Raw genomic sequence first — 22,021 nt, 5'->3', positions numbered from 1 at the left:
GGCCTCGCTATTCGCCGCCCTCACGCGTGGACCGGGGGCCGGAAGGGCGGGTCGAGCTCGGCGCCCTCTTCGGTGACGCCTTCGCCGGTATCGACGAAATTCTTGGGCGGCTGCGGGACCTGAGTGACAGCGTGCTCGAGCGCATCGTCGCACGTGATCCCCACCGCCGATGGTTCACCGGCCTCACCAGGTTAAGAGCCTTGGTCCGTGTCGTGCTCCTCGCGACCGGATTGGTCGTTCTCCTGGTCGTCGCCGACGGGCGCTTGCGCGCACGTCCGCTGGCCGGGATGGACTTGGGCACCCTCACGCAGTACGTCATCGATGGCGTGCGAGACCTGCCCGGCGTCGATCTCACCCTTCTGCCCGGCGCGGCGGGCCGTGACCAGTGGCTGGTCGCCCACTGCCTGTTCGCCTGTGCGCTGGGACTCGCCCTGGCCAGGAGCCTGAAGCAGGCATGGGACCTCATCGTTGCCTACCGGTTCACCCGTACTGACCGCAGCGGCTTCGTCCAGACCTGCACCAGGCTGGAAAGAGCACTGGTCCGTGTCGTGCTCCTCGCTGCCGGGTTGGCCGTTCTCCTGGTCGTCGCCGACGGGCGCTTGCGCGCACGTCCGCTGGCCGGGATGGACTTGGGCACCCTCACGCAGTACGTCATCGATGGCGTGCGAGACCTGCCCGGCGTCGATCTCACCCTTCTATCCAACGCGGTGGGCCGCGACCCGTTGCTGGTCGCCCTGGGTGTGCTCGCCTGCGTGCTGGCCGCTGCGCTGATCAGAGCGCTGGTCTACGCCTGCGAGCTGTGCCTGGCCCTCCTGATCGCCGGCGCGCTCACCCTGGTGTACTTCGCTCTCTTCGCTGTCGCCGTCGTTGTGGCGACTCCCGTGGTCCTGGTGGTCGCCGCCGTTCGGGTGGTCGCCTATCGTCGGTGGGTCGTGTCCGTGGAGCGGTTCGGCGTCGCCCTGGAACGCATGCCGGGACACCTCGTGGCGGTCGCGGCGGCGCTGTTGCCCGGCCCGTACCGGGAGCGCTACGCCGAGGAGTTCAGCGTCGAGCTGCACGACCTCGCCCACGACGGTGCCCGCTGGCGGCACCTGCTCGCGTACTCCCTGCGCATCCTCATCCGCGCAGGTCGCCTGCACGCCGAACTGCGTTCCTCCAGCCGCGAGAGGGCCAGCTCATGACCAAGACCAAGACGGCAGGCGGCCTGGCGGCCATCGCCACTCTGGCTATGGCCGGCAGCTCAGTCCTGACCGTCCTCCTCCTTACCGCGGTGGTGGCGATCGTCGCCCTGTGCTGGATCGTCGCCGATCGTCACCGCTCCTCCCACCTGGCCATGCTCATCCGCTCTCTGCGTATGTTCCGCAGCTAAGGGCTGTTTCTTGGGCAAGCCGGGCGGGACGCTTGCTGGCGGTGTGATGAGGATGAATCCGCGCGGTGGCGGTGTTGGACTGCGCAACATCATCCGTAGGCGGCGATGGGATGGGCGCGATGCCTCTTGAGGGCGAGTACGAGCCGAGTCCGGCGCAGTGGGTGCGCGAACAGGTCGAGCTGTATGAGAGCTCGGACGGCACGCAGGGGACGACGCTCTGGGACACAGGACTGCCCGTCGTCATTCTCACGACGCGCGGCGCGAAGAGCGGCAAGATCCGCAAGATCCCGCTGATGTGTGGAGCACGAGGGACGGTACGCGGCCGTGGCCTCGAAGGGCGGTTTCCCGAATCATCCGGTCTGGTATTTCAACATCAAGGCCGACCCGCACGTGGAACTCCAGGACGGGTCCGTACGCCAGGACATGACGGCCCGTGAGATCACCGGGGACGAGAAGGCCGAGTGGTGGGAGCGCGCGGTCGCCGCGTATCCGCCGTACGCCGAATACCAGGAGAAGACCGATCGGGTGATCCCCGTCTTCGTGCTGGAGACGGCGGCCGGGGACTGATCGGCTACTAGGAAGGGGGCCGGCCGTACCTGTACCTGTGGGTGTATAGCGTCGGCACCCGCCATATAAAGATCGACGGCCAGGTGGTTCGGGAGGCGAAGAGCAGCGGCCCGTACGCCGCGTGCCAGGTAATGGCCGACAAGCCCTGAGCAGCGCTGACCCAACGGCCGCAACCGTCGGGCAGCGCCCCGCTAGGCCGATACCGCCTCCGCGCAACAAACCGTGAACCTGTGAGGGCCTTCTAAAGATCAGAGGTCGAACTCGCCGTGGGTCGCTCCGTGCAGGAACGCCGTCCACTCATCGCGCGTGAAGATCAAGGCAGGCCCGGTTGGGTTCTTGCTGTCGCGCACAGCTACGACGTTCGGGAGATTGGTAGCTACCTCGACGCACTGGCCGGTATCGCCGCTGGCGGTTGCCTTGCGCCACTCCGCTTGCTCTAGGTTCATTTCGACCATTTTCTTATCGCATCCCCTATTGCCTGTTGTGACACTGTTTGCGAGTTAGCGTCCGCTCTGATGGTGTCATATCTCACCTTGAGTTGCGCTACCGTGTCGTGATCTCCGGTGACGTGGCCGGACAGGAGCGAGTCCGCCGACACCACCTCGGTTCCATCGCGGAGGCGTGCCAGGGCGAAAGCGCTCACCATGCCAACCACACAGCCTGCTGCGGTCGGCACCAATTGGATGGTTATCCGCGGGTGCTGCGTCAGTTCATGCAGGTAGCGGAGCTGGTTCAGGAGGACTGCCGACCCGCCGACGGGGCGATCGAGCACACTCTCGTCGACCAGGGCCAGGAACGTTGGAGGCGTCGGCCCCTTGAAGATCTGCATGCGTCGCGTTCGCGCTTGAACCCGCTCCTCCGCCTGCTCAGGAGAGGCCGTCGTGGAGAAGATCGCTCGGGCGTACTCCGGGGTCTGGAGCAGCCCTGGAACCAGGAGCGGGTCCCACGACTGAAGGATGACCGCCTGCGGCTCTATCTCCTCCACCCAGCGTGCAAACCAGCCGAGGGCGGGTGAATGGGTGATTTGCCGATATAGCCTTACGAAATGGCCATCAAGCTCGAAAGCCTGATCGGCTGCCTCGGCGAACTCGAGTGTCGGCGTCCGGCGCCCTCTTTCGACATGGCTGATGAGGGAGGTATGGCACCGCATCCGGACGCTTAGTGATATTTGAGAAAGCTTCATCTTCTTGCGGTAGTGCTCCAGGTCGGAGGCGAAGTGAGCCCGCGGAGACACGTGATCGCTGTTTTCGGTGTCCACGCTGCCCTCCGGTCGTCGTGCCTCACCTGAAGTATCCATGGCCGCAGTCGTTGAACGACAGATGTGTGACAAATAATACAGGCTTTGCGTCTTCTTTTGTCGTCCAGTTTCGCGAGGTAGGGGCACTTTCGGTCGCCGATATTGCTCATGCTTGGGTTCCACGCAGCAGCGAAAGACAGGGCTTTCGCCGCGTGCGGTAAATGGATCTCCAGGCCCTTGTGGAGGTGGTCGGCGAGGTGGACGCACATTGCTCAGCTCGTGGAGAGGTTGCCCAGTTCGTACATCCGGAGCTTGATCGGCAGGCGGAAGGCGGTGCGGGGCATGAACGGGACATGCAGGCATCGCCGGCCTCAGCGGGTGTGGATTCACGCGGCCGTTGTCGAGGTCACGATATTAATGGGGCGGCGAAGAAAGGGGCGAATCAACACAACTGCATTGAGCTGCCAGCTTTTCCGGTATCTGTGTCGATCGCGCGTAGGTATGTCGCGCTGGTACTGGAGAGCTGGGGATGCGAGGAGCTGATCGACGACGCCCGGCTCATCGGCAGCGAGCTGGTGACCAATGGCATAAAGGCCATCGAGCTATGCGAAATTGCTCCGGAAGCAGAAAACGAGACGTTCGGGATGCTCGCCGAGTGTGATCGACACGTGTGGATCGCCCTCCAGCGGACGGCCAATGACGTGGTCATAGAGGTGTGGGATCCCAGCCTTAAGCCGCCAAGAATCGGCCATCCCAGCGTCGCGGAGGTGGGCGGACGAGGGCTGCAGGTAGTCGACAAGACAGCCGCGGAGTGGGGTTGTCGATGGCTGAGCACGGGCGGGAAGATCGTCTGGGCCCTGCTGAAGATCGGGCAGCAGCCTGGAGGACTGGATGAGGCGCGTTGAGGCCATGACGGACTCGAAGCGAGCGGCTGACGTCCTGGCCCCATCCACGAGTCTGGTGACGAAGACATGGCCGTGCCCTGGACTCGCTCCGCACCCGACCCACCGGACAGACGGTTCGAAGACTCTCCTGGAGTGGACCACGGACAAGCCGTCCCGCAGCCGGATCCTTGAATACACCTGCTCGTGCAGCACGGTCGTTTACGAGCTCCTGGCCTGCGGCGGCATCTATCGAATCCGCCGCAGGGACCAGGCGTCGTCTCCTTGTGAGTCATACACCGGCCCGTGGCGCCGCGAGGTGGCCGAACGTATGTGGGTGTTGATCATCTCGGGCGAGGCCAGCTTATGTACGTGTCTCACCTCGGCCGAGACCGTTGGGTTCGTCGCAGGAGGCTCGTGGCTGAGAGATCCGACAACTCCGATCGTCGGCTGAGCACGTGTTATGAGTCAGTACAAACTGCGGTGGTACGTCAGATACTGCGGATCGACGTCGTGCCCGGGAACGGTGCGCAAGTGGCCCCTCGACTCGCCGGTGAGCCGATTGATCACTGTCAGATCGTCCTTGACGATGATCGCGCCCTGGTCGAAGAGCACGTGGTCGTTGGGACACAGGCAGAGGAGATTGCCCGTCACGTCGTAGCCGTCGTGCGGGCTGCCGAGCGGGCGGATATGCGCACCCTCGGCGTACGGTCCGTTAGGGAGCAGCAGCCGGACCCCGCATATCTGGCAGGTGTGATCGTGCAGGGTCTTGATCAGCAGTGAGAGCGCGCTGTCCCGGACGATCCGCTTGACCGTGGTCGGGCGACGTTCCGGTGTACGGACATCGTCGTGCGGCGGGAGCGGCTCATTGTCGAGGTCGCTCAGACCGACGCGTACGAGCAACGCGTTCTGATCCACGTCTGGGAAGTACGCGCTCAAGAGGTACGCGCTCGCTTGAGACCGTACCGCCTGGTCCTCCGCCACCAGCTCGTACACCCACTCGCGTAGACCGGAGACCGGCTGGTTTCGGTTCGTCCACGCTAGGGGTGGGCTACCGCTAGGGCGAGGCGGTTCCGGGTGGTCGGGCAGCGTCCATAACCCGAAGTGCGTGAGCTTCAAGACCGGGTATTCAGGAGTGGGGCGGTCGCCAGGCAGGCCGAACTCTCTGATGAGTGCGCTGATCTCGGCGCGTGTGGCATTCCAAGGAACAAGGCGTTCCGCTCGGCGTGCGGCGCGGCCGAGGGCCCACAGCAAGGTGAGCGGCTGGTGCCGTTTAGGGCGGCCGTTCGAGACGGCGGTGTCGAGATTTCTGAGCATTTCGAGGAATGCCGCAGCAGGCGACGCGTCTTCGCGCGAAGTGACGAGGAATCCCAGGTGGCCGAGGGCCCTGCCGACCGTTGCGGCTCCTCCGGAGAACTCCGAAGCGCGAAGCGGGTGCCCGTCGACACCGCGGTGTGCCACGCCGGCGATGGCCTTGGAGTCGTAGCGGCGGCCGCTGCGAATGATGAAGTAGTCGCGTGCTTCTCGGTAGCCGTACCGCTCCAGGAAGGCGTCGCGGCCTAGTCGGTCGTACTCCTCGATAGCCGCCAGGACCATCTCGCGGTCGAGATCGGATAAAGCCATTGGATCACGATATGTCCGGGGACTGACAGCCGAGTGGATGCTGGGCCTCCCTCTGGCCCTTGAGCACGGGCTGGACTGGCGTGCCACCGGACGCGGCGCCAATTAGCCGGTTCAGGCTTGTACCCGGTTAATCAAAGGGCGTCGAACGGAGCGATCACCAAGGTGGCGCCGCCTGTGAGAGCCCGCCGCAAGAGGCACGCACGAGTCCCGCCGCGAGGACGAGCGCGGCGGGACTCACAGGTGCTGGTGGACGCGGTGGCACGCGTCCAGTGGGGCAGGCTTTCCCCGCGGTCAGACTTCGACCGGCTCCAGCACGAACACCGGGATCTCCCGATCCGTCTTCTTCTGGTAGTCGGCATACGGCGGATAGGCCGCCACCGCACGCTCCCACCACTCGGCCTTCTCCGTGCCAGTCACTTCACGGGCCCTCATGTCCTGCTTGACCGGGCCGTCCTGAAGCTCCACACGGGGCTCGGCCTTGAGGTTGAAGTACCAGACGGGGTGCTTGGGAGCGCCGCCCTGCGAGGCGACCACGGCGTATCGGCCTTCATGCTCCACACGCATCAGTGGCGTCTTCCGGATCTTGCCGCTCGCGGCGCCCAGGTTGGTCAGCACAACGACGGGCAATCCCGTGTCCATCAAGGTCGTGCCCTTGGTACCGCCGGAGCTCTCGTACAGCTCCACTTGCTCACGCACCCACTGCGCGGTGCTGGGTTCGTATTCACCCTCAAGAGGCATGTCATCCGTCCCTAGGTCGGCCGACTCGCGTGCGAAGGGTTCAACGCCCGCACTGCGCGGGTTTCATCCACGGTCGCAAAACGTTCGTGCCCCTCGTACCGCAGGCGGGCCTCGTCACCGACCCGGACGGCGTGCGAGAGTCTGACGCGTACCCCGTTGACCCGGACGTGTCCACTCCGGCAGGCGTCGGACGCGATCGAACGAGTGATGCGCGCCCTGCCCCTCCAGGCAGGCCGCGGATCACACACGCCCAGCTCACGGTCTTACAACATGAGAACGCTTCGGCCCTGCCCCGTGCGGACGATGTGAATGCTTACCCGAAGTGCTGTAGCGGCTTATTTATCCTTGTGGACGGCCTGATAGCGGCCTTGGTCGGCATCAGGCCATCGCCGTCCGCCGGCGTTGCCAGCATGTGCGCCGTCGCAATTCAGCTGCCGGGGAAGTCATAAATATAGCCCCCGAGCCATCTCAAGGTGGCAATCCGAGTACTATTCCTGAGATCGCATCGCCCCGTATCAGAGTAACTATCGACAAGTGAAGATCGAAGTCGGACGGCCGATATCCTCATTTAGGGTGGTGTCACATGGTCATCTATAACAGGACTCTCGATTGCCCTTTCTGCGTCCTGTCGGCGGAGGGACGATCGCCCGTTTGGGAGCATTTGTTTCACGCCGAAAATGGCGATGAGGTCATCTTCCGAAGCGAATCGTTCTCAGTCGTTCTCGACACCGCGCCGCTCGCGGAAGGACACCTGCTCATCGTCACCGATCGCCATATGCCCTCACTTGCGGGCCTCTCGCAAGCCGAACGCGACGAACTCCAAGTGGTCAAACGTGACGCTGAATCGAAACTCAGGGATGTGTACGGTCCGATCACCTACTTCGAGCATGGCGCGGAGAGTTTCGCGCGGCATGCGGGAGCGTGCATCGACCACGCCCACCTGCACCTGGTCCCGGGAGGCGTCGACATCTTCCCACTCGTCGCTCACGACTACCCGAATGTCGAGTCGTTCACTTCATATGAAGACGCGCTCGAAAGCCTGGCCGGCCGTGCCTACCTCATGTTCGGCCGGGATGCGGGTCCGGCTTATGGAGCCCACGCCCCCGCCTGCGTCACGCAATACCTCCGACGTTTGGTCTCCCAAGTGGCCGGGTCCAAGGCTGTATGGAACTGGCGTGATTCCGTTCGTTGGGCCGATGCCCTCTCGGTCCGGGACCAATTGCTCAATGCCAGGAAAAAACTGCGTTCTTAGCCTTGCGAGCGGCGTGCGAAGCCTTGCACGACGCTGGCGCGATGATTGTAGATGAGCTCGTCGCGTAGCATGAGGCTGTCAATCGTGAAGCTCTCCTCGGCCAGGACGCGCCGGGTGTATTCTTCGCTGAAGAAATGCCTGACCTGGCCCTCGCTTCGAAAGAGGTCAGGGCCGAGTTCATCGCCTTCGCCGTAGAGCGGGTCGTCGGTGGACCTGCAGGTGAACAGAATTCTTCCGTCCGGGCGTAGCACACGGTGTATCTCGCGGAAGATGTTCCGGGTGACCGTGTCGGAGAAATAATGCAAGGAAAGTCGTGCGTAGACCGCGTCAAACGCACTGTCCGGAAAAGCCAAGGGCGCTTGCAGGTCTTGGACGAAAAAGCTGACTCCGGACGCTTCCTGAAAGCGCATGTTCTCCTCGATGGCGAACTCTGAGAAGTCTGTCGCGGTGACCGTGTGCCCCTGTTCCTGCAGGAAGACGGCATCTCTCCCGCTGCCACACCCCAGTTCGAGAATCCGCTGGCCGCGGCCAATGCTGTCGGCGAGGAGGCGGGCGAGCGGAGCCGGACTCATTCGTTCATCGTTGTTCCAGTATTTACGATGATGCCCATTCCACAGTTGCAACTGATCGACATCATCAACCGATGAGACTGGTGTCCCATTCGATGCGACGATGTCGTCGATGCCCTGAATGCCTGCCGCTTGGTCCTTGATCAGGTAGGCCATAACTGACCATATCAAGGCGAGCCAAGTCCAAGCGAGGCTGGGCGTTGATTTTCTGTTCCGCTTTACACATACCGGTCGGTTGCTACACTCAAGGCTGAATGTGCCGCAGGCTGGTCGTGAGGCGTGAAGGCTGAGGGCGACGCATGTCTAGCGAACCAACGGCGATGTGGAGTCCCGTCGAGCATGAGTGGCTGTTTCGCGTGCCAGGCCGTCGCAATCTGGAGCCGCAGGCCGATATCCGCCCCCATGCCGACTTAAATGCCAAATGTCCATTCTGCCCCAGCGGGGAAGACGTGGCAATGGCGAGCGGCCCCCGCCTGCTGCCGAGCAAGCATCCCATGATTGCCCTGGAAGAGCCGCATTCCCCTGAGCAGGAGCAGTTGCATTGGGTGCTCGTGTACGGCAACTCCCATTCCCAGAGGCTGGGCGATCTCCCGGCCGAGGTCACCCGGGAGTTCCTGGAGCTGATCTCCATCAAGACCTCGCGGCTTTTTGACCGTTCTTCGGTGAAGGCGGTCTTCGCTTTCGAGTCCGTGGGGGACCACTTCGGTCCGACGGTCGCTCATCCGCACGGTCAGCTCATCGGACTCCCTTTCGTTCCGAGGCGCCTGACTCTCGCGCCGGCCGCTGATTCGTGTGCTGTGTGCGAATCCGTCACTAGGCGAGACCTGACGGTGATGATCACGAACCATGTCCTCGTTCAGGTGCCTCCGTGGTCGCGGCTGCCCTTCGAGATGATCATTATGCCGAGGCTGCACCGGCCGGATCTCGCGTCGCTGTCCATCAAGGAGATCACGTCGATGGCCGACTGCCTGCACACCGGCCTGCAGCTGTGTCGGTTGACCCACGATGGCGAGATGCCGCCATATCTGATCAACGTGATGCAGGCCCCCAAGGGCGACACCTCACACCACCTGCGGGTGGAGCTCGTCCCGCTGCACAAGGACGAGAGAACGCTCAAGCGGCCGGGTGGCATGGAGTTGGGCCTGGGGATCTACCTCAACCCGCTTCTTCCGGAGGTCGCTGCCGGGATTCTCCGCGAGGTGTTGCCGGACGTACGGAGGTGCCCGATATGAGGCGTGTCCAGATCGTCGGGACCCAGCGCTCCGGATCCAACCTGCTTCGCCTGCTGTTGGGGTCACTCCCGGGCGTCTTCGCGCCGCCTTCGGCGCACAAGCTGAGGGACTTCCAAAGCCTGACCAGCCGGTACGGCTCATTGCACGTGCCCTCGAACCAGGGACGCCTGGCTGAGGACATGGGCCGGCTTGTCGATATGAATGCTCTCGCGTGGCCACGTATACCGGATCGGAGACGGGCTGTTTTAGCAGAGATGAGCGGGTCTACACTGGCTCACGCAGTTTTAGCGTTTTACGATGCTCATGCCCGATATTTTGGCAAACAGGTATGGGTCAGCAAGTGTCTGGAGAATGTCCACTTCATTGATCAGCTCATCGACACCGGCCTGCCCATTCTTTATCTGCATCTCGTAAGAGATCCACGCGACGTGGCCGCCTCGTTTTCTCGGGCCCCCATAGGTCCGAAGGAGCCAAGAGCGATCGCTTTGCGCTGGTTGGAGGACCAGGAAGCGGCCATGGCAGCTCGCGAGATGGTCGGCGAAGACTGTTGGCTTACCTTGCGTTACGAAGATCTGGTCACGGATCCGGAGGCTGCTCTGGCGCCGCTGTGCGATCGAGCAGAATTGAGATGGTCGACTACTGCTCTCGAGTTTCACCGCCGAGAAGAGGCCCGATCGGCTGCGTCGATATCTGAGCTGTGGAACAATCTCGACCGACCGATTCGGCGCGATCGCGTGGCCGCGTACAAGAGATCGATGAATATCGAGCTGGTGACGGCTGTCGAGGGCATCACGTGTGATCTGATGTCCGCATTTGACTATGCCGCTGAATATATATCGGTGCCGACCGGAATCAGCGCCAGCGAGAACGAGGACATTCTGAATCGTGATCGTGAGATGCGTGCAGAATTGGCGGCCGCTCGCGATCCGGAGGCAGAGGCCGTGCACCTCAGGAGGGTGAGTTTCCTGGAGGACCTCAAGGCCACGAGACCACCCATGGGTTTTGCGGAGGATCTGATGTACGTGCAGTTCGCACAGAAAGCCGTGATCGAGTGGCAAGGAAGGCTGCTCCTGATCAGGAAGGGTCAGGATGACCCGCACCAGCCAGGGAGATGGGAGTTGCCGGGCGGGCGCATGAAGCCTGATGAATCGCCGGATGACGCGCTTGTTCGCGAGGTACGCGAGGAGGTTGGGTTGGATGTGTCGCCTGGGCGTCCGCTGGCTCTGTGGTCATGGCGGCTGGGCAACGAACAGGATGCACCGACGGTCATCGCCGTGGCCCGGCTCTGTGAGACGAGTACTGGGGATGTGGACATGAGCCGGAACGACGAGGATGATTTCATCGAGAAGTACGGCTGGTTCGAGAGAGACGAGGTCCTCGATCTAGATCTCATTCCAAGCGCCAGAGGCCCCATCGAGACGGTTCTCGCAAACCTCTAGCAATTCTGTTCAAACGGATGAAGCGCCTACGAGCGTGTGTGAATCAAGGACGAGCTAGTTGCTGACGCGCCAGATCCTGAGGGACGCTCAGTTAGAGATCGAGCGGCGGATCGAGTTGCGTCTACAAGTCGAGGCCGGGCGGCTGCCGGGCTACGCCCTGGCTTCGGGGCAGTATCTCGACCATCCTCGCTACGAACAGCGCGGGCTCTACGGCACAGCGGCCACGATCCACGTCCTCGCCCGTCGCGCCACAACGGACCCCGCCGTCAAGGAGCAGGTGGCGAGGTTGATCTATTACGTCGTCAACCGCAGCCAGGTGGAAAAGGCCTCGGTAAGCTCTGCCGTGTACCGGGACCTGGTTGCGCGCAGAATCCGGCTGCAGAAGTCGGACATCTTTCGGATGGCCGATATCGGCTTCGCCCTCTCCTACGTGAGCCCCGCCATCGCGCTGAAATCCGAGGCGCTGACGCTGGTGCAGAAAGCTTTCGAGGGCGCACAGGCCGACCCGGCGGGATATGCGGTGGGTAACGAAGGCGGAGAACCGGATCCGCTGGCCACGGCGCATGCCGTGCGCTGTCTGGCGGCGAATAATCTGCCCATCAGGCCAGAGGACTGGCGCTATCTTCGCGAGTACCTGAGTAGCGGTGACAATGACTTCGTTCGCTGCTTCGTGCTTCTCGTGCTCACTGCCTATGACTCCCAGATGGAGCGGAGGCAGCTGCAGGTCTCCTGGAAGGATCTCTTCTCGGCGCTTTCAGCTGCGTTCGGCGGCCAGTCGGAGGCGAACCACGAGTACACCCGGTCCGGCGCGCAAGACTATGTCCGGATACCCTGGCAGATCTACCTGGTCCAATCGTGTGCCAAGCTGTTCCCTCTGACGAGATTCAACGGGTTCACGATCCAGCGGAAGATGCTGGATGTGGTTCAGCAGATCTGCGCTCCGACCGGGTTCAAGTACGAAGCGTCAGGTTGCTATCTCTCCACGCGCACCTATGCGTGCGTTTGGCAGGCGATGGAGGAGATCTTAGCCTTCAACTTCAGGCAGCCTATTCCACGCGTCGTCGTCCGCACGGTGAGCGGGGCAACGCGTCTGCTGTCCAGTCGGCTCGTCGGGGTACTCACGTATCTGCTGCTCGTCACCGTTGCGGCCGGATCGCTGGTCGAGTGGCTCAACAGCCCTCACCGCTTCATCGGTGACCTGGCGCCCAATCTGCTGGCCGAGGTCATGCTCATCATCGCTGCGAGGCTCGAGCTCCAGGTGAGGCGGGCGAAGTATCGTCGCTAAGCCGTCGAGGGCACTCGTGAACAGCCCATGACAAGCCCTTGCCATCATCCGGTCACCTTGGCGTCCCAGTTGATCCGGTAGTCGAAGATCCAGGTCATCTTCTCGGGCTTCCCCAGCTTGCCGAAGATCCGGATCGCGTAGGCGTTGACGACGCGGCCGACCGGCCCCGCCGCCTTGCTGGCGTTCTTGCGGGTCGTCTCCTTGATGACCCGCTCGACCCGGGGACGGCGCTCGGCCTCATAGGCGGCGAACGCCTCGCCGTAGGGGAGGTCGCGTAGGCAGCGGGCGAGCTGGATCGCGCTCTCGATCGACAGGGACGCGCCCTGCCCCGAACTGGACGACGGCGCGTGCACCGCGTCGCCGACCAGCACGATTCGGCCCCGGCTCCACGTGACGGTTGTGGGTGGCATGTTCTCCATCGGGCCGACGATCACCACGTCCGATGGGTCGGTCCGTTCGATCAGGTCCCGTGCCGGGGTGCCGTCGGCGGCGAACTTCTCCGCCAAGATCGGCAGCCACTCGGCGGCCGGGGTCGCCTGGACCTCGGCGGCGGTCATCGGCTCGGGGTGCGGGAGGTTCACGAACCAGACGGCGTCGTCGGCGCCGAAGACCTGGTAACCGAAGAATGCCTTCTTGCCGAAGGTCATCGGCATCTTGCCCTCGGTCGAGGGGATCCCCGGGGCCCGGACGCGGGCGCCGAAGCTGATCAGACCCGCGTACTGCGGTCCTGGGGCCGCCGGGTCGATGAGGGAGCGGACGGTCGAGCGGATGCCGTCGCAGCCGATGAGGATGTCGGCGGTGGCCTGGGTGCCGTCCGCGAAGTGCGCGGTCACGCCGTCGGCGGTCTCCTCCGCCCGGACGAGGCGCTTGCCGTGCTCGGTTCTGACGCCGCGCCGCGCGGCCTCGTCGTGCAGCGCCCGGTAGAGCTCGTCGCGCCAGACGAACTGCATCGACCGGATCCCGGGCGGGTTCCCGAACTCGGCGAGCGGACGGCCCTTCCAGTCCTGGAGCACGATGCCGGTCATCGGCGCGCCGAGCGGCCGGATCAGGTCGGCGCAGTCGATCGCGTCCAGCGCGTCGACTCCGTTGGGGGCGATGCTCATACCACCGCCGACCCCGTCGGCGGTCTTCTCGTACGCCTCGTAGACGGCGGCGTCGATGCCCGCCTTCTGCAGGGCCATCGCGGTGACCGGCCCGGCGATCCCGCCGCCGATGACGTGTGCTGTCTTCACGGTGTTCTGCTGCATGATGGGATAGTTGCATTGCAACTAGTCTCTCGTCAACTAGTAGTTTTCGGAGTAGTGTCGGTGACATGAGTACTGCGTTCCGGGGTTCGCCGCTGGCCCTCACCGTCCTGGCGCTGCTGCACTACAAGCCCCTGCATCCGTACGGGATCCAGCGGCTGATCAAGGACTGGGGGAAGGATCTGGTCGTCAACGTCGAGCAGCGGACGAGCCTCTACCGGACGATCGACCGGCTCGCGGAGGCCGGCCTGGTGGCGGTGCTGGACACCGAGCGGGACCACGCCTACCCCGAGCGGACCGTCTACGAGGTCACCGACGCGGGCCGTGAGGCCGCCCGTGAATGGCTGGTGGACCTGCTCACGGTTCCGAAACGGGAGTTCCCGCAGTTTCCGGCGGCGCTGTCCCACCTGCTGCTGCTTTCGCCCGAGGAGATCCCCGACCTACTGGAGCACAGGCGGACGGCCGTCACGGCGTCGGTGGCGGAACTGCAGACCGCGCTGACCGGTCAGGCCGAGGGGGGTCTGCACCGGGCCAGCCTGCTCGAACTCGAATACCTGCACGCGGTGGCCGTCGCCGAGGAGCGCTGGCTGACCGGCCTGATCGACGACCTCCGCTCCGGCCGGCTGACCTGGTCCCCAGCCGACTTCGCCGACCCGCAAGCCGACTCGCAATAGGTACGGGCAGCAGACCGTACAGGTCGGTTGGGTGAGGCATGAGGGCCTTTCGATGAACGGCAGAACGGGTGCCCGGCACGGCCCGGGCACCTGTTTCGCAGGGCTGCTATCTGGCGCAGACACGCTGCACGGAGCCGGGTGCTGGGTCACCCTGGCCCGGTGAAATGGGCTTCGGCGTATTTGCGGAAGGCCGTGACGAGGCGGCTGCGGTCGTCGGCTCGGGTGGCCAGTACGACGTGGCTGGGCTCGATGCCCTCCAGGGGGATCGTGGTGAGGTCGGGGCGCAGGTCACCGATGCGGGCGGTGGCGGGGACGATGGCAACGGCCTGCCCGCCGGCGACGAGTTCGAGCTTGTCCTCGCCCGCCTCTATGAGGGGACCGTCGGGCGCCCGGGTTCCGTCGGGCCGGGGGTCGGCGCGCCAGAAGGCGTTCCAGACTGGGTCGAGCGCCCGGGGCAGGGGCTCGTCGGCGATGTCGTCGAGGGTGACTGATTCCTTGCCCGCCAGATGATGATCCACGGGCACCAGCAGCGCCCGGGGTTCGTCATAGAGCACCGTGACGTGCAGCCCGTCGGTGGGGAACGGCAGCCGGGCCACCGCCGCGTCCACCCGGTGGTCGAGGAGCGCGGCGCGTGGTTCGTCCCAGTCCAGGTGGATGATCCGTACCTCGGCGCCGGGATGCCGCTGGCGTAGCTCGCGTACGGCCGGGGTGACGACGAGGTTGCCGATGTAGCCGATCGCGATCCGGCTGGGCTGGGCGGCGGCCCGGGCGCGCGCGGCGGCGCGGGTGGCGGAGCGCAGCAGCGCGAGGGCGAGCGGGAGGAAGACCTCTCCGGCGTCCGTGAGCCGGTTGCCCTGCGGGGTGCGGTCCAGCAGGCGGGCGCCCACCTGCTGTTCGAGCCGGGCGATCTGCCGGCTCAGCGAGGACTGGGTGAGATGGAGGGCGGCGGCCGCGCGACCGAAGTGCCGGTGCTCGGCGACGGTGGTGAACGAGCGCACCAGCCGCAGGTCCAGGTCCACCGGAGGGAGTGGCGAGTCGGCCATGCGCCCAGCGTAGCTCTCACCTCTCTAGCTGCGGTGATGCGCGAATCGGGATGCGCCTTGCGAAACATTCATTGGACCCTGAATGGGCTGCGGTCCCAAGCTGATGACGCAAGTTGAGCAGCCCAAGGAGCATTCTCATGAGGACCACCACTGTGGTCGACGCGGCCCGCCAGGCGTTGGGGCCGGTCGGCTTGACGCTGCCGGTCTCGTTCACCAGCGCCCTGTCCATCGACCTGCAGCGCGAGGCCGTCGAGCGGCTGGAACGCGCCGGCTACCACGCCGTCTGGACCAACGAGGTCGTCGGCGGAAAGGACGCCCTCGTACAGCTGGCAGTGCTGCTGGCCGCCACGCGGCGGATGGTGTTCGGCACCGGCATCGCCAACGTCTGGGCCCGGTCACCGCAGACCATGCATGGTGCGGCGGCCGTGCTGGCCCAGGCGTATCCCGGTCGGTTCGTGCTCGGGCTGGGGGTCGGATATCCGCAGCAGGCAGCCGACACCGGTCGGGAGTTCGGCAGCCCGCTGACCACGATGCGCGACTACCGCGAGCGGATGGACAGCCCGACCTCGCCACCCGCACCCGACGTGACCTATCCGCGGATCATCGCCGCGAACGGCCCGAAGATGCTCGCGTTGGCCGGCGAGATCGCCGATGGGGCAATGCCCGCCGGAGGGCCTCCCGAGTTCACCGCGCAGGTGCGTCAGGTGCTTGGCCCGGACAAATTGCTGGTCATCGGGCTCTCCGTGGTCCCGGGCGGCGACCGCGACCGGGCGCGGGCGATCGCACGGGAGTGGGTGTCGGGCAGCCTCCGCCAGACCTGGTACGCGGCCGCCCTGGCCCGGTTCGGCTACTCGGACCAGGAGATCGCCGAGGTGAGTGACCGGGTGGTGGACGCGATCATCGCCCACGGCGACCCTGCCGACATCGCCGCCAAGGTACGCGAGCACCTGGCCGCCGGCGCGGATCACGTGACGCTCATGCAGCCGATCGGTACCGACTTCTCGGTCGGCGTGGACCAATTTGAGCGGCTCGCCCCGGCACTGCGTGACGTCACCGCCCACCTGGACCGGCGCGCCGGCGGCTGACCAACGCCGGTAGAACGACAGTGTGCCGGTGTCGGCGGATCAGTAGCGTGGATTTTTCCGGTAAATCATATTATCGGGGCTATCAGGTTCTATGGCGTGGTCAAGTTTGATTTTTGGTTGAGTGTCCTCATGTGGACACATGGCGGTGGGCAATTGCCGGGAGGACGTGCCCGGCTTACGCTTCAAAAGCCATCCTTTCTGCTGAATACCGTCCCCAATTCGGCGTGGATCCGGCAATTCGCCACCGCGTCTCTCCCGAAAGGGGCCCGCCATGATTCCCGCCCAACCGTCCCCCGACAGTGGCATGCGCGGAGACCGTTCCAAGACGAACCGCGACCCCGGCGCGGCCGCACCGGTCCCCTTCGAGCTGCTGCTGACGCGTCTGGAGGACCACGTCAAGGAGGCCGGCATCACGCAGGACATGGTGTGCAACGGCGCGGTCACGGATTTCCTCGCGGCGGTTCCGGATCCCCAGCTCGCCAATCTCGGCGCGCCCGCGCTGGGCATACTGAACAATCACATCGACGCGGCGATGCACGAGTGCTCGCTCATGGCCGCCAAGTCCTCGGTCGTGTCCTACGCGTCCATGGTCACCTTCAAGGCGGCCAACACCTACGCGTCGGCCAACAACGTCGCCGCCAACGAGCATGAGGTCGCGCGGGTGGGCGTGGCAGTACGCGCTCGCATCGACACGTACGTCGTCGCGTGCGAGCGGCAGCTCTACCTGAACCATGCGGACGTCCCCGCCGACCTGAAGCTCCTCATCCAGCACCACGCCGTTGGCTCGGTCAAGGACCCCTTGGTGGAGGCCGCCGACCAGATTCTCCAGGCGGTGCACACGCCCAACGATCCCACCCAGAACGAGAGCGCCGCGCTGGTTCAGGCCCTGGAGGCCCTCCCGGTGGTTCAGGCCATGTATACGGGCAAGCTCTCCGTCGGCTTCGGCGCCGAGAGCGGCACCCTGCCCAGCATCGTGGTCACCAACGCGTGCAAAGCCCAGAAGCACTTCAGCGGGTACGTCGAGCAGTTCTACAAGAACGCGCCGACAGGCATGATCATCTACGCCGCCCTGGTGCAGCCGTCGCGCAGGCCCCCCGCGAAGCACGTGTCGAACATCGAGGTCACCGAGGACACCGTCGAGCCTGGCATGTTCTGGCTCGGTAGCCGGGTGACGCAGTTCCGGTCAAACGCCGCACGGGTGGGTAACAAGGTGCGCCTTTCGGTGATGGACGACGTCTCGACGGTGGTGCACGAGATCGGGCACCAGGTCGAGTTCTACCTTCCCGCGGTCGAATGGCTGCGCCTGCACCTGATTATCAGAATGCGAATGAACGGCACGCAGCTCGTCAATATCTATCCCAATGCAAGTAAACCTGAACCCGCCTTCGACGTCAGCACCATGCCGGCGTTCGAGGCGTACTACACGAAGAAGGAACAGCAGAGAAGCGGAAAGTATTATGCCGCCAAGCTCTATACCTCGGGTGACACCGAACTGCTGTCCATGACCGTGCAGTTCTTCAGCCAGCCCGATACCGCCATCCTCATGATCCAGCGCGACCCGGTGCTCGCGTCGACCGTCCTGCGCGCCATCCGCCCCGACGACTTCACGAACTTCCCCGTCGCCCTGCTGGCCTTGCTGCCCACCTGAGCCCCTCCGCGCAGCAATTAAGAGGACGGGCCGAGTACGAGTGTGGGGGCGACGTAATGTTCCCCCGGGGTGCGGTCGTCGGCGAGGACGTTCGCGGCGGAGTCTCGTTTGAGATTTGGCAGATCGCTGGTTCTTGATGTTCGTCAGCACCCTGATCTCCGATCTCGTTGTTGGTCCGACGACCGTGGGCGTACACGGCCGTCGCTCCTATGACGGGCGCGGGCGCCAGAAGGTAACGAGTGGACCGAGCCCTGCGCGGCAGGGCGTCACGGGTATCCGCGCGGATCCGGTGGAGGAGAAACCGATCCCTGTTCGATGCGGTATGCCCGTTCACTCCGGGTCGAGCCCGGCGCCCCGCCCCTCCGCCATCGGGCGTCCGAGCAGCTTGTCGATGCTGCGGCGTTCGCGTTTGGTGGGACGGCCCGCGCCACGAGCCCGTACGGCCACCGTGACAACCTCCTCGCGCGGAGGGGGCGGAGGGCTCTTGTCGATGTAGCACTCGGCGGCCGCGGGGGCGCCGACGCGCTTGGTGATGATCCGGGAGACGACCACTATGCGTTCGTGGCCCTCGTGCCGCAGTCGGACCTCGTCGCCGACCCGGACGACGTGCGCGGGCTTGACTCGTACTCCGTTGATCCGGACGTGACCGCCCCGGCAGGCGTCGGACGCGATCGATCGGGTTCTGGTCAGCCGCACCGACCAGATCCAGCTGTCCACCCGAGCACTCAGCTGCTCACCTGCCACTCCCACACTGTACTGAGATCGTCGCGTCGCCTGCATCCAAGCTTCGCAGTTCTCATTCCCCGGCTCTTTGCCAGGGAATTGCCAGAAATGACTGTCACGCTGCCGCGCGTGATCGCATCGAAGCCGGCCACAGCCACCGTCCCCGTCACATCCGCACACTCTCCCGCCCCTGGTGCGACGCCGCCGATCACGCCCGAGTGTGCCTGCCGACGGAGCTATACATCGGGCTGACCATGCCCACCTGCGGTCGCCGCAGCGCCCGCACGGTGCCATCACTTCTGCTCACCAGGCTCAGGGAGCTTCGCTATCGCGAGAAGGGATCGAAGGCTTGTCACAGGAGAAAACGGAATTGATGGCCGAAATGCCGCGCGCGGCGGCGGAATGGTTGCGATACGGGGAAGGAGGGCGGGCTCCCTCGCGGAGCGGTGGTCAGGCCGCCTCGGCCCACGACGACGGAGACCGCTAAGTCGTGGCCTCGTCACTCGGTTTTCACATACTCGGCCCGCTTGAGGTCATCGCGAACAACGCCCGCTTCACCATCACCGGGCTCCGCCAGCGGACCGTCCTGGCCGTGCTGCTGCTCACACCCGACCGGGTTGTCTCGGTCGACCGGCTCGTCGAGGCCGTGTGGAGCGGTGCGCCGCCGACCACGTGCCGCAACCAGATCGCCATCTGCGTCGCCGGTCTCCGCAAGGTGTTCCAGGAGGCGGGCTGCCACGAGGACGTCATCGTGACCGCGGCTCCCGGCTACATGCTCGTGTCCGGGGACCACCGCATCGATGCGGTCGAGTTCGCGGCCCGGGTGGAGTCTGCTCGGCATCTCGCCCAGGACCAGCGGACGGCCGAGGCTGCCTCTCTGCTCAGGGAGGCGCTCAGTCTGTGGCGGGGGACTCCGTTCGCTGACACCTCCAGTTCGCGGCTTCAGGAGGAGGCGAGCCTGCTGGAGCAGCAGTGGCTCAACGCGTACGAGCAGTACGCCGAGCTCCAGCTGGAGCTGGAGAGGTACAGCGAGATCGTGTCCGAGCTGTCCGGGCTCGTGCAGGAGCAGCCGCTACGCGAGCATGCCCGAGCGATCCTGATGCTCGCCAACTACCGGCTGGGCCGCCGCTCCGAGGCCCTGGGACTGTTCCGCCAGGCTCGCCAGAACTCCGTCGACGAGCTGGGGCTGGAACCGGGCAAGGAGCTGCAGGAGCTGCACGCCGCCATGCTGCGCGAGGATCCCTCGCTCCTGCCGACCTCCACAGCGTCGACCTCCACGGCATCGGTCTCCCTTAACGCCGACCTTCCCGCCGGCTCCGGCGAGGCGCGGCTGCCTGCGGATGTGCCGTCCTTCGTCTCGCGGGAGGAGGAGCTTGCGAGCCTCGATGTTCTGCTGGAGGGCGGCCCCGACGTAGGGTCGGCCGCCGTCGGGCTCATCACCGGGGGAGCGGGGACAGGCAAGAGCGCTTTGGCGATTCGCTGGGCTTACCGAGTGGCGCAGTCGTTCCCCGACGGAAGGCTCTTCGCCGACCTCACCCGGACAGGAGACGGCGAGGAGTCTGTCTCGGCCGTGCTCGCCCGGTTCCTGCGCGCCCTGAAGACACCGGAGAACGAGATCCCGGCGGACCCGCGGGGGCGGGCCGAGCTGTTCCAGCGGTCGGTCGCCGGACGGCGGGTGCTGGTCGTGCTCAGGGGAGTGCGGGACCTGCGCCGCGTTCAACGGCTGATCCCCGCGTCCGGGACCTGCGGCGTGCTCGCGACCAGCTCGTACAACCAATCGAGCCCGGCCCGGGTACGCCTGCGGCTGGACGCGCTGGACACCCGCTCGGCCGTCGAACTCCTCGACGCGCTCGTCGCCGATCACCGCGTACGGTGGGAGCCCGCGGCCGCCAGGAAAGTGGTCAGGTACTGCGACAACCTGCCCCTGGCCGTGTCCGCGGCCGCGGCGCGGCTCACCGCGAAGGCGCACTGGAGCGTCTCCCATCTGCTGGCCAGGCTGCGCGACCCGCTGCACCGGCTCGACGAGCTGAGCCACGGTGGGCCGCCCGGGATCCGCGACAGCTTCGACCGCGGCTACAACGGCCTGGGCCCTGATGCCGCCGCCCTGTACCGCCGGCTCTCGCTCTGGGACACCCCGGAGCTGGACGTCTGGAGTGGCGCGGCGCTGATGAACATCGACCTGTCGAGCGCGGAGAACCTCATGGAGCAGCTCGCGGACGCCGCGCTGCTCGAGACGTGGGGACGGCGGCCGGACGGCCTGTTCCGCTATCGCCTGCCCAGTCTGCTCGCCCTGCACGCTCGGGAGTACGCCGATTTCCATGACCTGTCGGCGGCGGGGTTGAAGCTGCCCTATCCGTCCGCGATCTAGGCGCCCAACGTCATTTGTTCTGCCGATTATCGCCGGAAATTTCCCTGCGATAACGAGATGAAATGCCGTTCGCCTAGGGTGGCTGCGCCAGGTCGGTTAATGCGGATGCGCCGCAAGCGGCAGGAAGGGAATTTATTAATCGGATCGTCGCCGAACTTCCAAAGGAGTTCGGCGGAGGCGGAAGCATGCCCAAATTAATCACCGAAGCACATCCGCAAAAAAACAAATCCAAGAGATGAGGATCACGATGGGTGAAATCCATATAACAGGCCGGCGGCTCGCAGCGGGTCTGGCCTCCATGGCGATCATGGCCACCGGCCTCACCGCTGTCATGGCCGCCCCGGCCTTCGCGGTGAGCCGATCCGCGATCGTCTCCGCCGCCCAGGACGAGCTGAACAACAGCAGCCGAGATCACGAGAGTCCCATGGGCAGCGGGTGTAACTACTACACCGGTGTCTTCCGTACGTGGAAGGACTCCGCCGGCTGCCCCAGCAGCGATGGCGTGCAGTGGCGCGACAGCAACTGGTGTGCGGACTTCGCCAAGTACGTCTGGCGCAAGGCCGGTGTCCCCCACGCCGACGTCCCCGAGTTAGAGGGTGGCGTGCTCACCGGATGGGCCAGCTCGTTCAAGGACTACGGGACCAAGTACGGGACCTGGCACACCAGAGGCAGCGGCTACACCCCGCAGCCGGGCGACGCCGTCGTCTTCGACTGGGAGCAGAACGGTGACATCGACCACGTCGGCATCGTGAAGAGCGTCGACGGGAGCACCATCTACACGATCGAGGGCAACAGCGGCGACCGGACCAAGGCCAACTCGCACTCCCGGTCGAGCAGCGACATCGTCGGCTACAGCGCCCCGGTCGAGGCCAACAGCGGTCCCTCGAACCAAGACGGCGGGGATTTCAACGCCGATGGGGTGGGGGATATCTTCTCGGCCGCTACCGGGACGTTGACCGTCTGGAGTGGTAAGGGGTCGAACAATTTCGGTTCGGCCACCGAGATCGGTCCTGGCTGGGGCGCTTTCAGTAAGCCCATCGCTGG

General features: G+C 65.1%; 21 protein-coding genes and 1 pseudogene. 13 read left to right on the top strand and 9 right to left on the bottom strand.

The genetic code is table 11. The features are described from left to right. Positions 1 to 26: 26 nt before the first annotated feature. The 3 genes and pseudogenes from ACIBO2_RS24310 to ACIBO2_RS24300 all read left to right on the top strand — a co-directional run bounded on the left by ACIBO2_RS24310 (position 27) and on the right by ACIBO2_RS24300 (position 1,936). Positions 27 to 1,181 carry a hypothetical protein gene (locus ACIBO2_RS24310; protein ID WP_397299371.1) on the top strand — a complete coding sequence of 385 codons (1,155 nt, stop codon included), beginning with the start codon at positions 27 to 29 and terminating at the stop codon, positions 1,179 to 1,181. Continuing rightward, entirely contained in the window at positions 1,178 to 1,369 is a 192-nt protein-coding gene (locus ACIBO2_RS24305) for a hypothetical protein (protein WP_397299369.1), read from the top strand. The genes ACIBO2_RS24310 and ACIBO2_RS24305 overlap by 4 nt, the downstream gene beginning before the upstream one ends. Before the next feature lie 119 nt (positions 1,370 to 1,488). Further along, positions 1,489 to 1,936, top strand: a pseudogene (locus ACIBO2_RS24300) (nitroreductase family deazaflavin-dependent oxidoreductase). 248 nt (positions 1,937 to 2,184) lie between these two features. Here ACIBO2_RS24300 and ACIBO2_RS24295 read toward each other — a convergent pair. Further along, the gene (locus ACIBO2_RS24295; RefSeq protein WP_397299366.1) at positions 2,185 to 2,391 is read right to left on the bottom strand and encodes a DUF397 domain-containing protein; all 207 of its coding nucleotides are present in this window, start codon (positions 2,389 to 2,391) and stop codon (positions 2,185 to 2,187) included. Next, complete coding sequence (locus ACIBO2_RS24290; RefSeq protein WP_397299363.1) at positions 2,379 to 3,194, bottom strand: helix-turn-helix domain-containing protein; 816 nt, start codon at positions 3,192 to 3,194, stop codon at positions 2,379 to 2,381. Before ACIBO2_RS24290 ends, ACIBO2_RS24295 begins: the two co-directional genes overlap by 13 nt. Positions 3,195 to 3,394: 200 nt before the next feature. Between ACIBO2_RS24290 and ACIBO2_RS24285 the strand changes: the two genes are divergently transcribed. After that, on the top strand, positions 3,395 to 4,078 hold the full coding sequence (locus ACIBO2_RS24285) for an ATP-binding protein (RefSeq protein WP_397299360.1): 684 nt from the start codon (positions 3,395 to 3,397) through the stop codon (positions 4,076 to 4,078). A 444-nt stretch (positions 4,079 to 4,522) separates the two neighbouring features. Here ACIBO2_RS24285 and ACIBO2_RS24280 read toward each other — a convergent pair whose 3' ends face one another. The 3 genes from ACIBO2_RS24280 to ACIBO2_RS24270 all read right to left on the bottom strand — a co-directional run bounded on the left by ACIBO2_RS24280 (position 4,523) and on the right by ACIBO2_RS24270 (position 6,663). Beyond that, a complete protein-coding gene (locus ACIBO2_RS24280; protein WP_397299357.1) occupies positions 4,523 to 5,677 on the bottom strand; it encodes an HNH endonuclease in 1,155 nt (384 codons plus the stop codon). Positions 5,678 to 5,968: 291 nt separating this feature from the next. Next, positions 5,969 to 6,415, bottom strand: a complete 447-nt coding sequence (locus ACIBO2_RS24275; protein ID WP_397299354.1) for a nitroreductase family deazaflavin-dependent oxidoreductase — start codon at positions 6,413 to 6,415, stop codon at positions 5,969 to 5,971. A gap of 11 nt (positions 6,416 to 6,426) precedes the next feature. Next, positions 6,427 to 6,663 (bottom strand): S4 domain-containing protein, encoded by a 237-nt coding sequence (locus ACIBO2_RS24270; protein WP_397299351.1) that lies wholly within the window; start codon positions 6,661 to 6,663, stop codon positions 6,427 to 6,429. A 335-nt stretch (positions 6,664 to 6,998) separates the two neighbouring features. Between ACIBO2_RS24270 and ACIBO2_RS24265 the strand changes: the two genes are divergently transcribed. Continuing rightward, positions 6,999 to 7,667, top strand: a complete 669-nt coding sequence (locus ACIBO2_RS24265; RefSeq protein ID WP_397299348.1) for an HIT family protein — start codon at positions 6,999 to 7,001, stop codon at positions 7,665 to 7,667. Here ACIBO2_RS24265 and ACIBO2_RS24260 read toward each other — a convergent pair. Further along, entirely contained in the window at positions 7,664 to 8,392 is a 729-nt protein-coding gene (locus ACIBO2_RS24260; RefSeq protein WP_397299345.1) for a class I SAM-dependent methyltransferase, read from the bottom strand. The genes ACIBO2_RS24265 and ACIBO2_RS24260 overlap by 4 nt on opposite strands. A 143-nt stretch (positions 8,393 to 8,535) precedes the next feature. On the opposite strand from ACIBO2_RS24260, the gene ACIBO2_RS24255 reads away from it, so the two are divergent. Genes ACIBO2_RS24255 through ACIBO2_RS24245 form a run of 3 tightly spaced genes read left to right on the top strand, consistent with a single transcriptional unit; the run spans position 8,536 to position 12,192 of the window. Next, positions 8,536 to 9,468 (top strand): hypothetical protein, encoded by a 933-nt coding sequence (locus tag ACIBO2_RS24255; protein WP_397299342.1) that lies wholly within the window; start codon positions 8,536 to 8,538, stop codon positions 9,466 to 9,468. Then, on the top strand, positions 9,465 to 10,907 hold the full coding sequence (locus tag ACIBO2_RS24250) for a sulfotransferase (protein ID WP_397299340.1): 1,443 nt from the start codon (positions 9,465 to 9,467) through the stop codon (positions 10,905 to 10,907). The genes ACIBO2_RS24255 and ACIBO2_RS24250 overlap by 4 nt, the downstream gene beginning before the upstream one ends. Before the next feature lie 58 nt (positions 10,908 to 10,965). Beyond that, positions 10,966 to 12,192 (top strand): hypothetical protein, encoded by a 1,227-nt coding sequence (locus tag ACIBO2_RS24245; RefSeq protein ID WP_397299338.1) that lies wholly within the window; start codon positions 10,966 to 10,968, stop codon positions 12,190 to 12,192. Positions 12,193 to 12,236: 44 nt separating this feature from the next. On the opposite strand, the gene ACIBO2_RS24240 is transcribed toward ACIBO2_RS24245, so the two are convergent. Continuing rightward, positions 12,237 to 13,439: an FAD-dependent oxidoreductase gene (locus ACIBO2_RS24240; RefSeq protein WP_397299335.1), complete on the bottom strand. Its 1,203-nt coding sequence runs from the start codon at positions 13,437 to 13,439 to the stop codon at positions 12,237 to 12,239. Between the two features lie 65 nt (positions 13,440 to 13,504). Between ACIBO2_RS24240 and ACIBO2_RS24235 the strand changes: the two genes are divergently transcribed. After that, positions 13,505 to 14,110: a PadR family transcriptional regulator gene (locus tag ACIBO2_RS24235; RefSeq protein ID WP_358178723.1), complete on the top strand. Its 606-nt coding sequence runs from the start codon at positions 13,505 to 13,507 to the stop codon at positions 14,108 to 14,110. Between the two features lie 146 nt (positions 14,111 to 14,256). Here the strand turns inward: ACIBO2_RS24235 and ACIBO2_RS24230 are convergent, their stop codons facing one another. Further along, positions 14,257 to 15,153 (bottom strand): LysR family transcriptional regulator, encoded by an 897-nt coding sequence (locus tag ACIBO2_RS24230; RefSeq protein WP_397299333.1) that lies wholly within the window; start codon positions 15,151 to 15,153, stop codon positions 14,257 to 14,259. A 137-nt stretch (positions 15,154 to 15,290) separates the two neighbouring features. Between ACIBO2_RS24230 and ACIBO2_RS24225 the strand changes: the two genes are divergently transcribed. Together ACIBO2_RS24225 and ACIBO2_RS24220 are read left to right on the top strand one after the other, a co-directional pair. Further along, positions 15,291 to 16,238, top strand: a complete 948-nt coding sequence (locus ACIBO2_RS24225; RefSeq protein WP_358556611.1) for a TIGR03620 family F420-dependent LLM class oxidoreductase — start codon at positions 15,291 to 15,293, stop codon at positions 16,236 to 16,238. Positions 16,239 to 16,509: 271 nt separating this feature from the next. After that, on the top strand, positions 16,510 to 17,886 hold the full coding sequence (locus ACIBO2_RS24220; protein ID WP_358556614.1) for a hypothetical protein: 1,377 nt from the start codon (positions 16,510 to 16,512) through the stop codon (positions 17,884 to 17,886). 330 nt (positions 17,887 to 18,216) lie between these two features. On the opposite strand, the gene ACIBO2_RS24215 is transcribed toward ACIBO2_RS24220, so the two are convergent. Further along, a complete protein-coding gene (locus ACIBO2_RS24215; RefSeq protein WP_358556617.1) occupies positions 18,217 to 18,630 on the bottom strand; it encodes an RNA-binding S4 domain-containing protein in 414 nt (137 codons plus the stop codon). Positions 18,631 to 19,099: 469 nt separating this feature from the next. Between ACIBO2_RS24215 and ACIBO2_RS24210 the strand changes: the two genes are divergently transcribed. Further along, positions 19,100 to 20,977 carry a BTAD domain-containing putative transcriptional regulator gene (locus ACIBO2_RS24210; RefSeq protein WP_358556620.1) on the top strand — a complete coding sequence of 626 codons (1,878 nt, stop codon included), beginning with the start codon at positions 19,100 to 19,102 and terminating at the stop codon, positions 20,975 to 20,977. A gap of 247 nt (positions 20,978 to 21,224) precedes the next feature. After that, positions 21,225 to 22,021, top strand: a 797-nt coding sequence (locus tag ACIBO2_RS24205; protein ID WP_397299329.1) for a CHAP domain-containing protein, incomplete at its 3' end; no start/stop codon positions are given.

It is taken from the genome of Nonomuraea sp. NPDC050022 (genome assembly GCF_044460705.1).
Lineage (GTDB): Bacteria > Actinomycetota > Actinomycetes > Streptosporangiales > Streptosporangiaceae > Nonomuraea.
Note: the sequence above shows the minus strand (reverse complement) of the source record. Positions and strands in the feature narration are given on the sequence as shown.

Bases quoted from the DNA above. Each gene is read 5' to 3' on its own strand.
- ACIBO2_RS24260 (WP_397299345.1), bottom strand. From the start codon at position 8,392: ATGGCCTACCTGATCAAGGACCAAGCGGCAGGCATTCAGGGCATCGAC.
- ACIBO2_RS24275 (WP_397299354.1), bottom strand. From the start codon at position 6,415: ATGCCTCTTGAGGGTGAATACGAACCCAGCACCGCGCAGTGGGTGCGT.
- ACIBO2_RS24280 (WP_397299357.1), bottom strand. From the start codon at position 5,677: ATGGCTTTATCCGATCTCGACCGCGAGATGGTCCTGGCGGCTATCGAG.
- ACIBO2_RS24285 (WP_397299360.1), top strand. From the start codon at position 3,395: ATGGATCTCCAGGCCCTTGTGGAGGTGGTCGGCGAGGTGGACGCACAT.
- ACIBO2_RS24255 (WP_397299342.1), top strand. From the start codon at position 8,536: ATGTCTAGCGAACCAACGGCGATGTGGAGTCCCGTCGAGCATGAGTGG.
- ACIBO2_RS24225 (WP_358556611.1), top strand. From the start codon at position 15,291: ATGAGGACCACCACTGTGGTCGACGCGGCCCGCCAGGCGTTGGGGCCG.
- ACIBO2_RS24305 (WP_397299369.1), top strand. From the start codon at position 1,178: ATGACCAAGACCAAGACGGCAGGCGGCCTGGCGGCCATCGCCACTCTG.
- ACIBO2_RS24265 (WP_397299348.1), top strand. From the start codon at position 6,999: ATGGTCATCTATAACAGGACTCTCGATTGCCCTTTCTGCGTCCTGTCG.
- ACIBO2_RS24235 (WP_358178723.1), top strand. From the start codon at position 13,505: ATGAGTACTGCGTTCCGGGGTTCGCCGCTGGCCCTCACCGTCCTGGCG.
- ACIBO2_RS24250 (WP_397299340.1), top strand. From the start codon at position 9,465: ATGAGGCGTGTCCAGATCGTCGGGACCCAGCGCTCCGGATCCAACCTG.
- ACIBO2_RS24295 (WP_397299366.1), bottom strand. From the start codon at position 2,391: ATGGTCGAAATGAACCTAGAGCAAGCGGAGTGGCGCAAGGCAACCGCC.
- ACIBO2_RS24240 (WP_397299335.1), bottom strand. From the start codon at position 13,439: ATGCAGCAGAACACCGTGAAGACAGCACACGTCATCGGCGGCGGGATC.
- ACIBO2_RS24230 (WP_397299333.1), bottom strand. From the start codon at position 15,153: ATGGCCGACTCGCCACTCCCTCCGGTGGACCTGGACCTGCGGCTGGTG.
- ACIBO2_RS24220 (WP_358556614.1), top strand. From the start codon at position 16,510: ATGATTCCCGCCCAACCGTCCCCCGACAGTGGCATGCGCGGAGACCGT.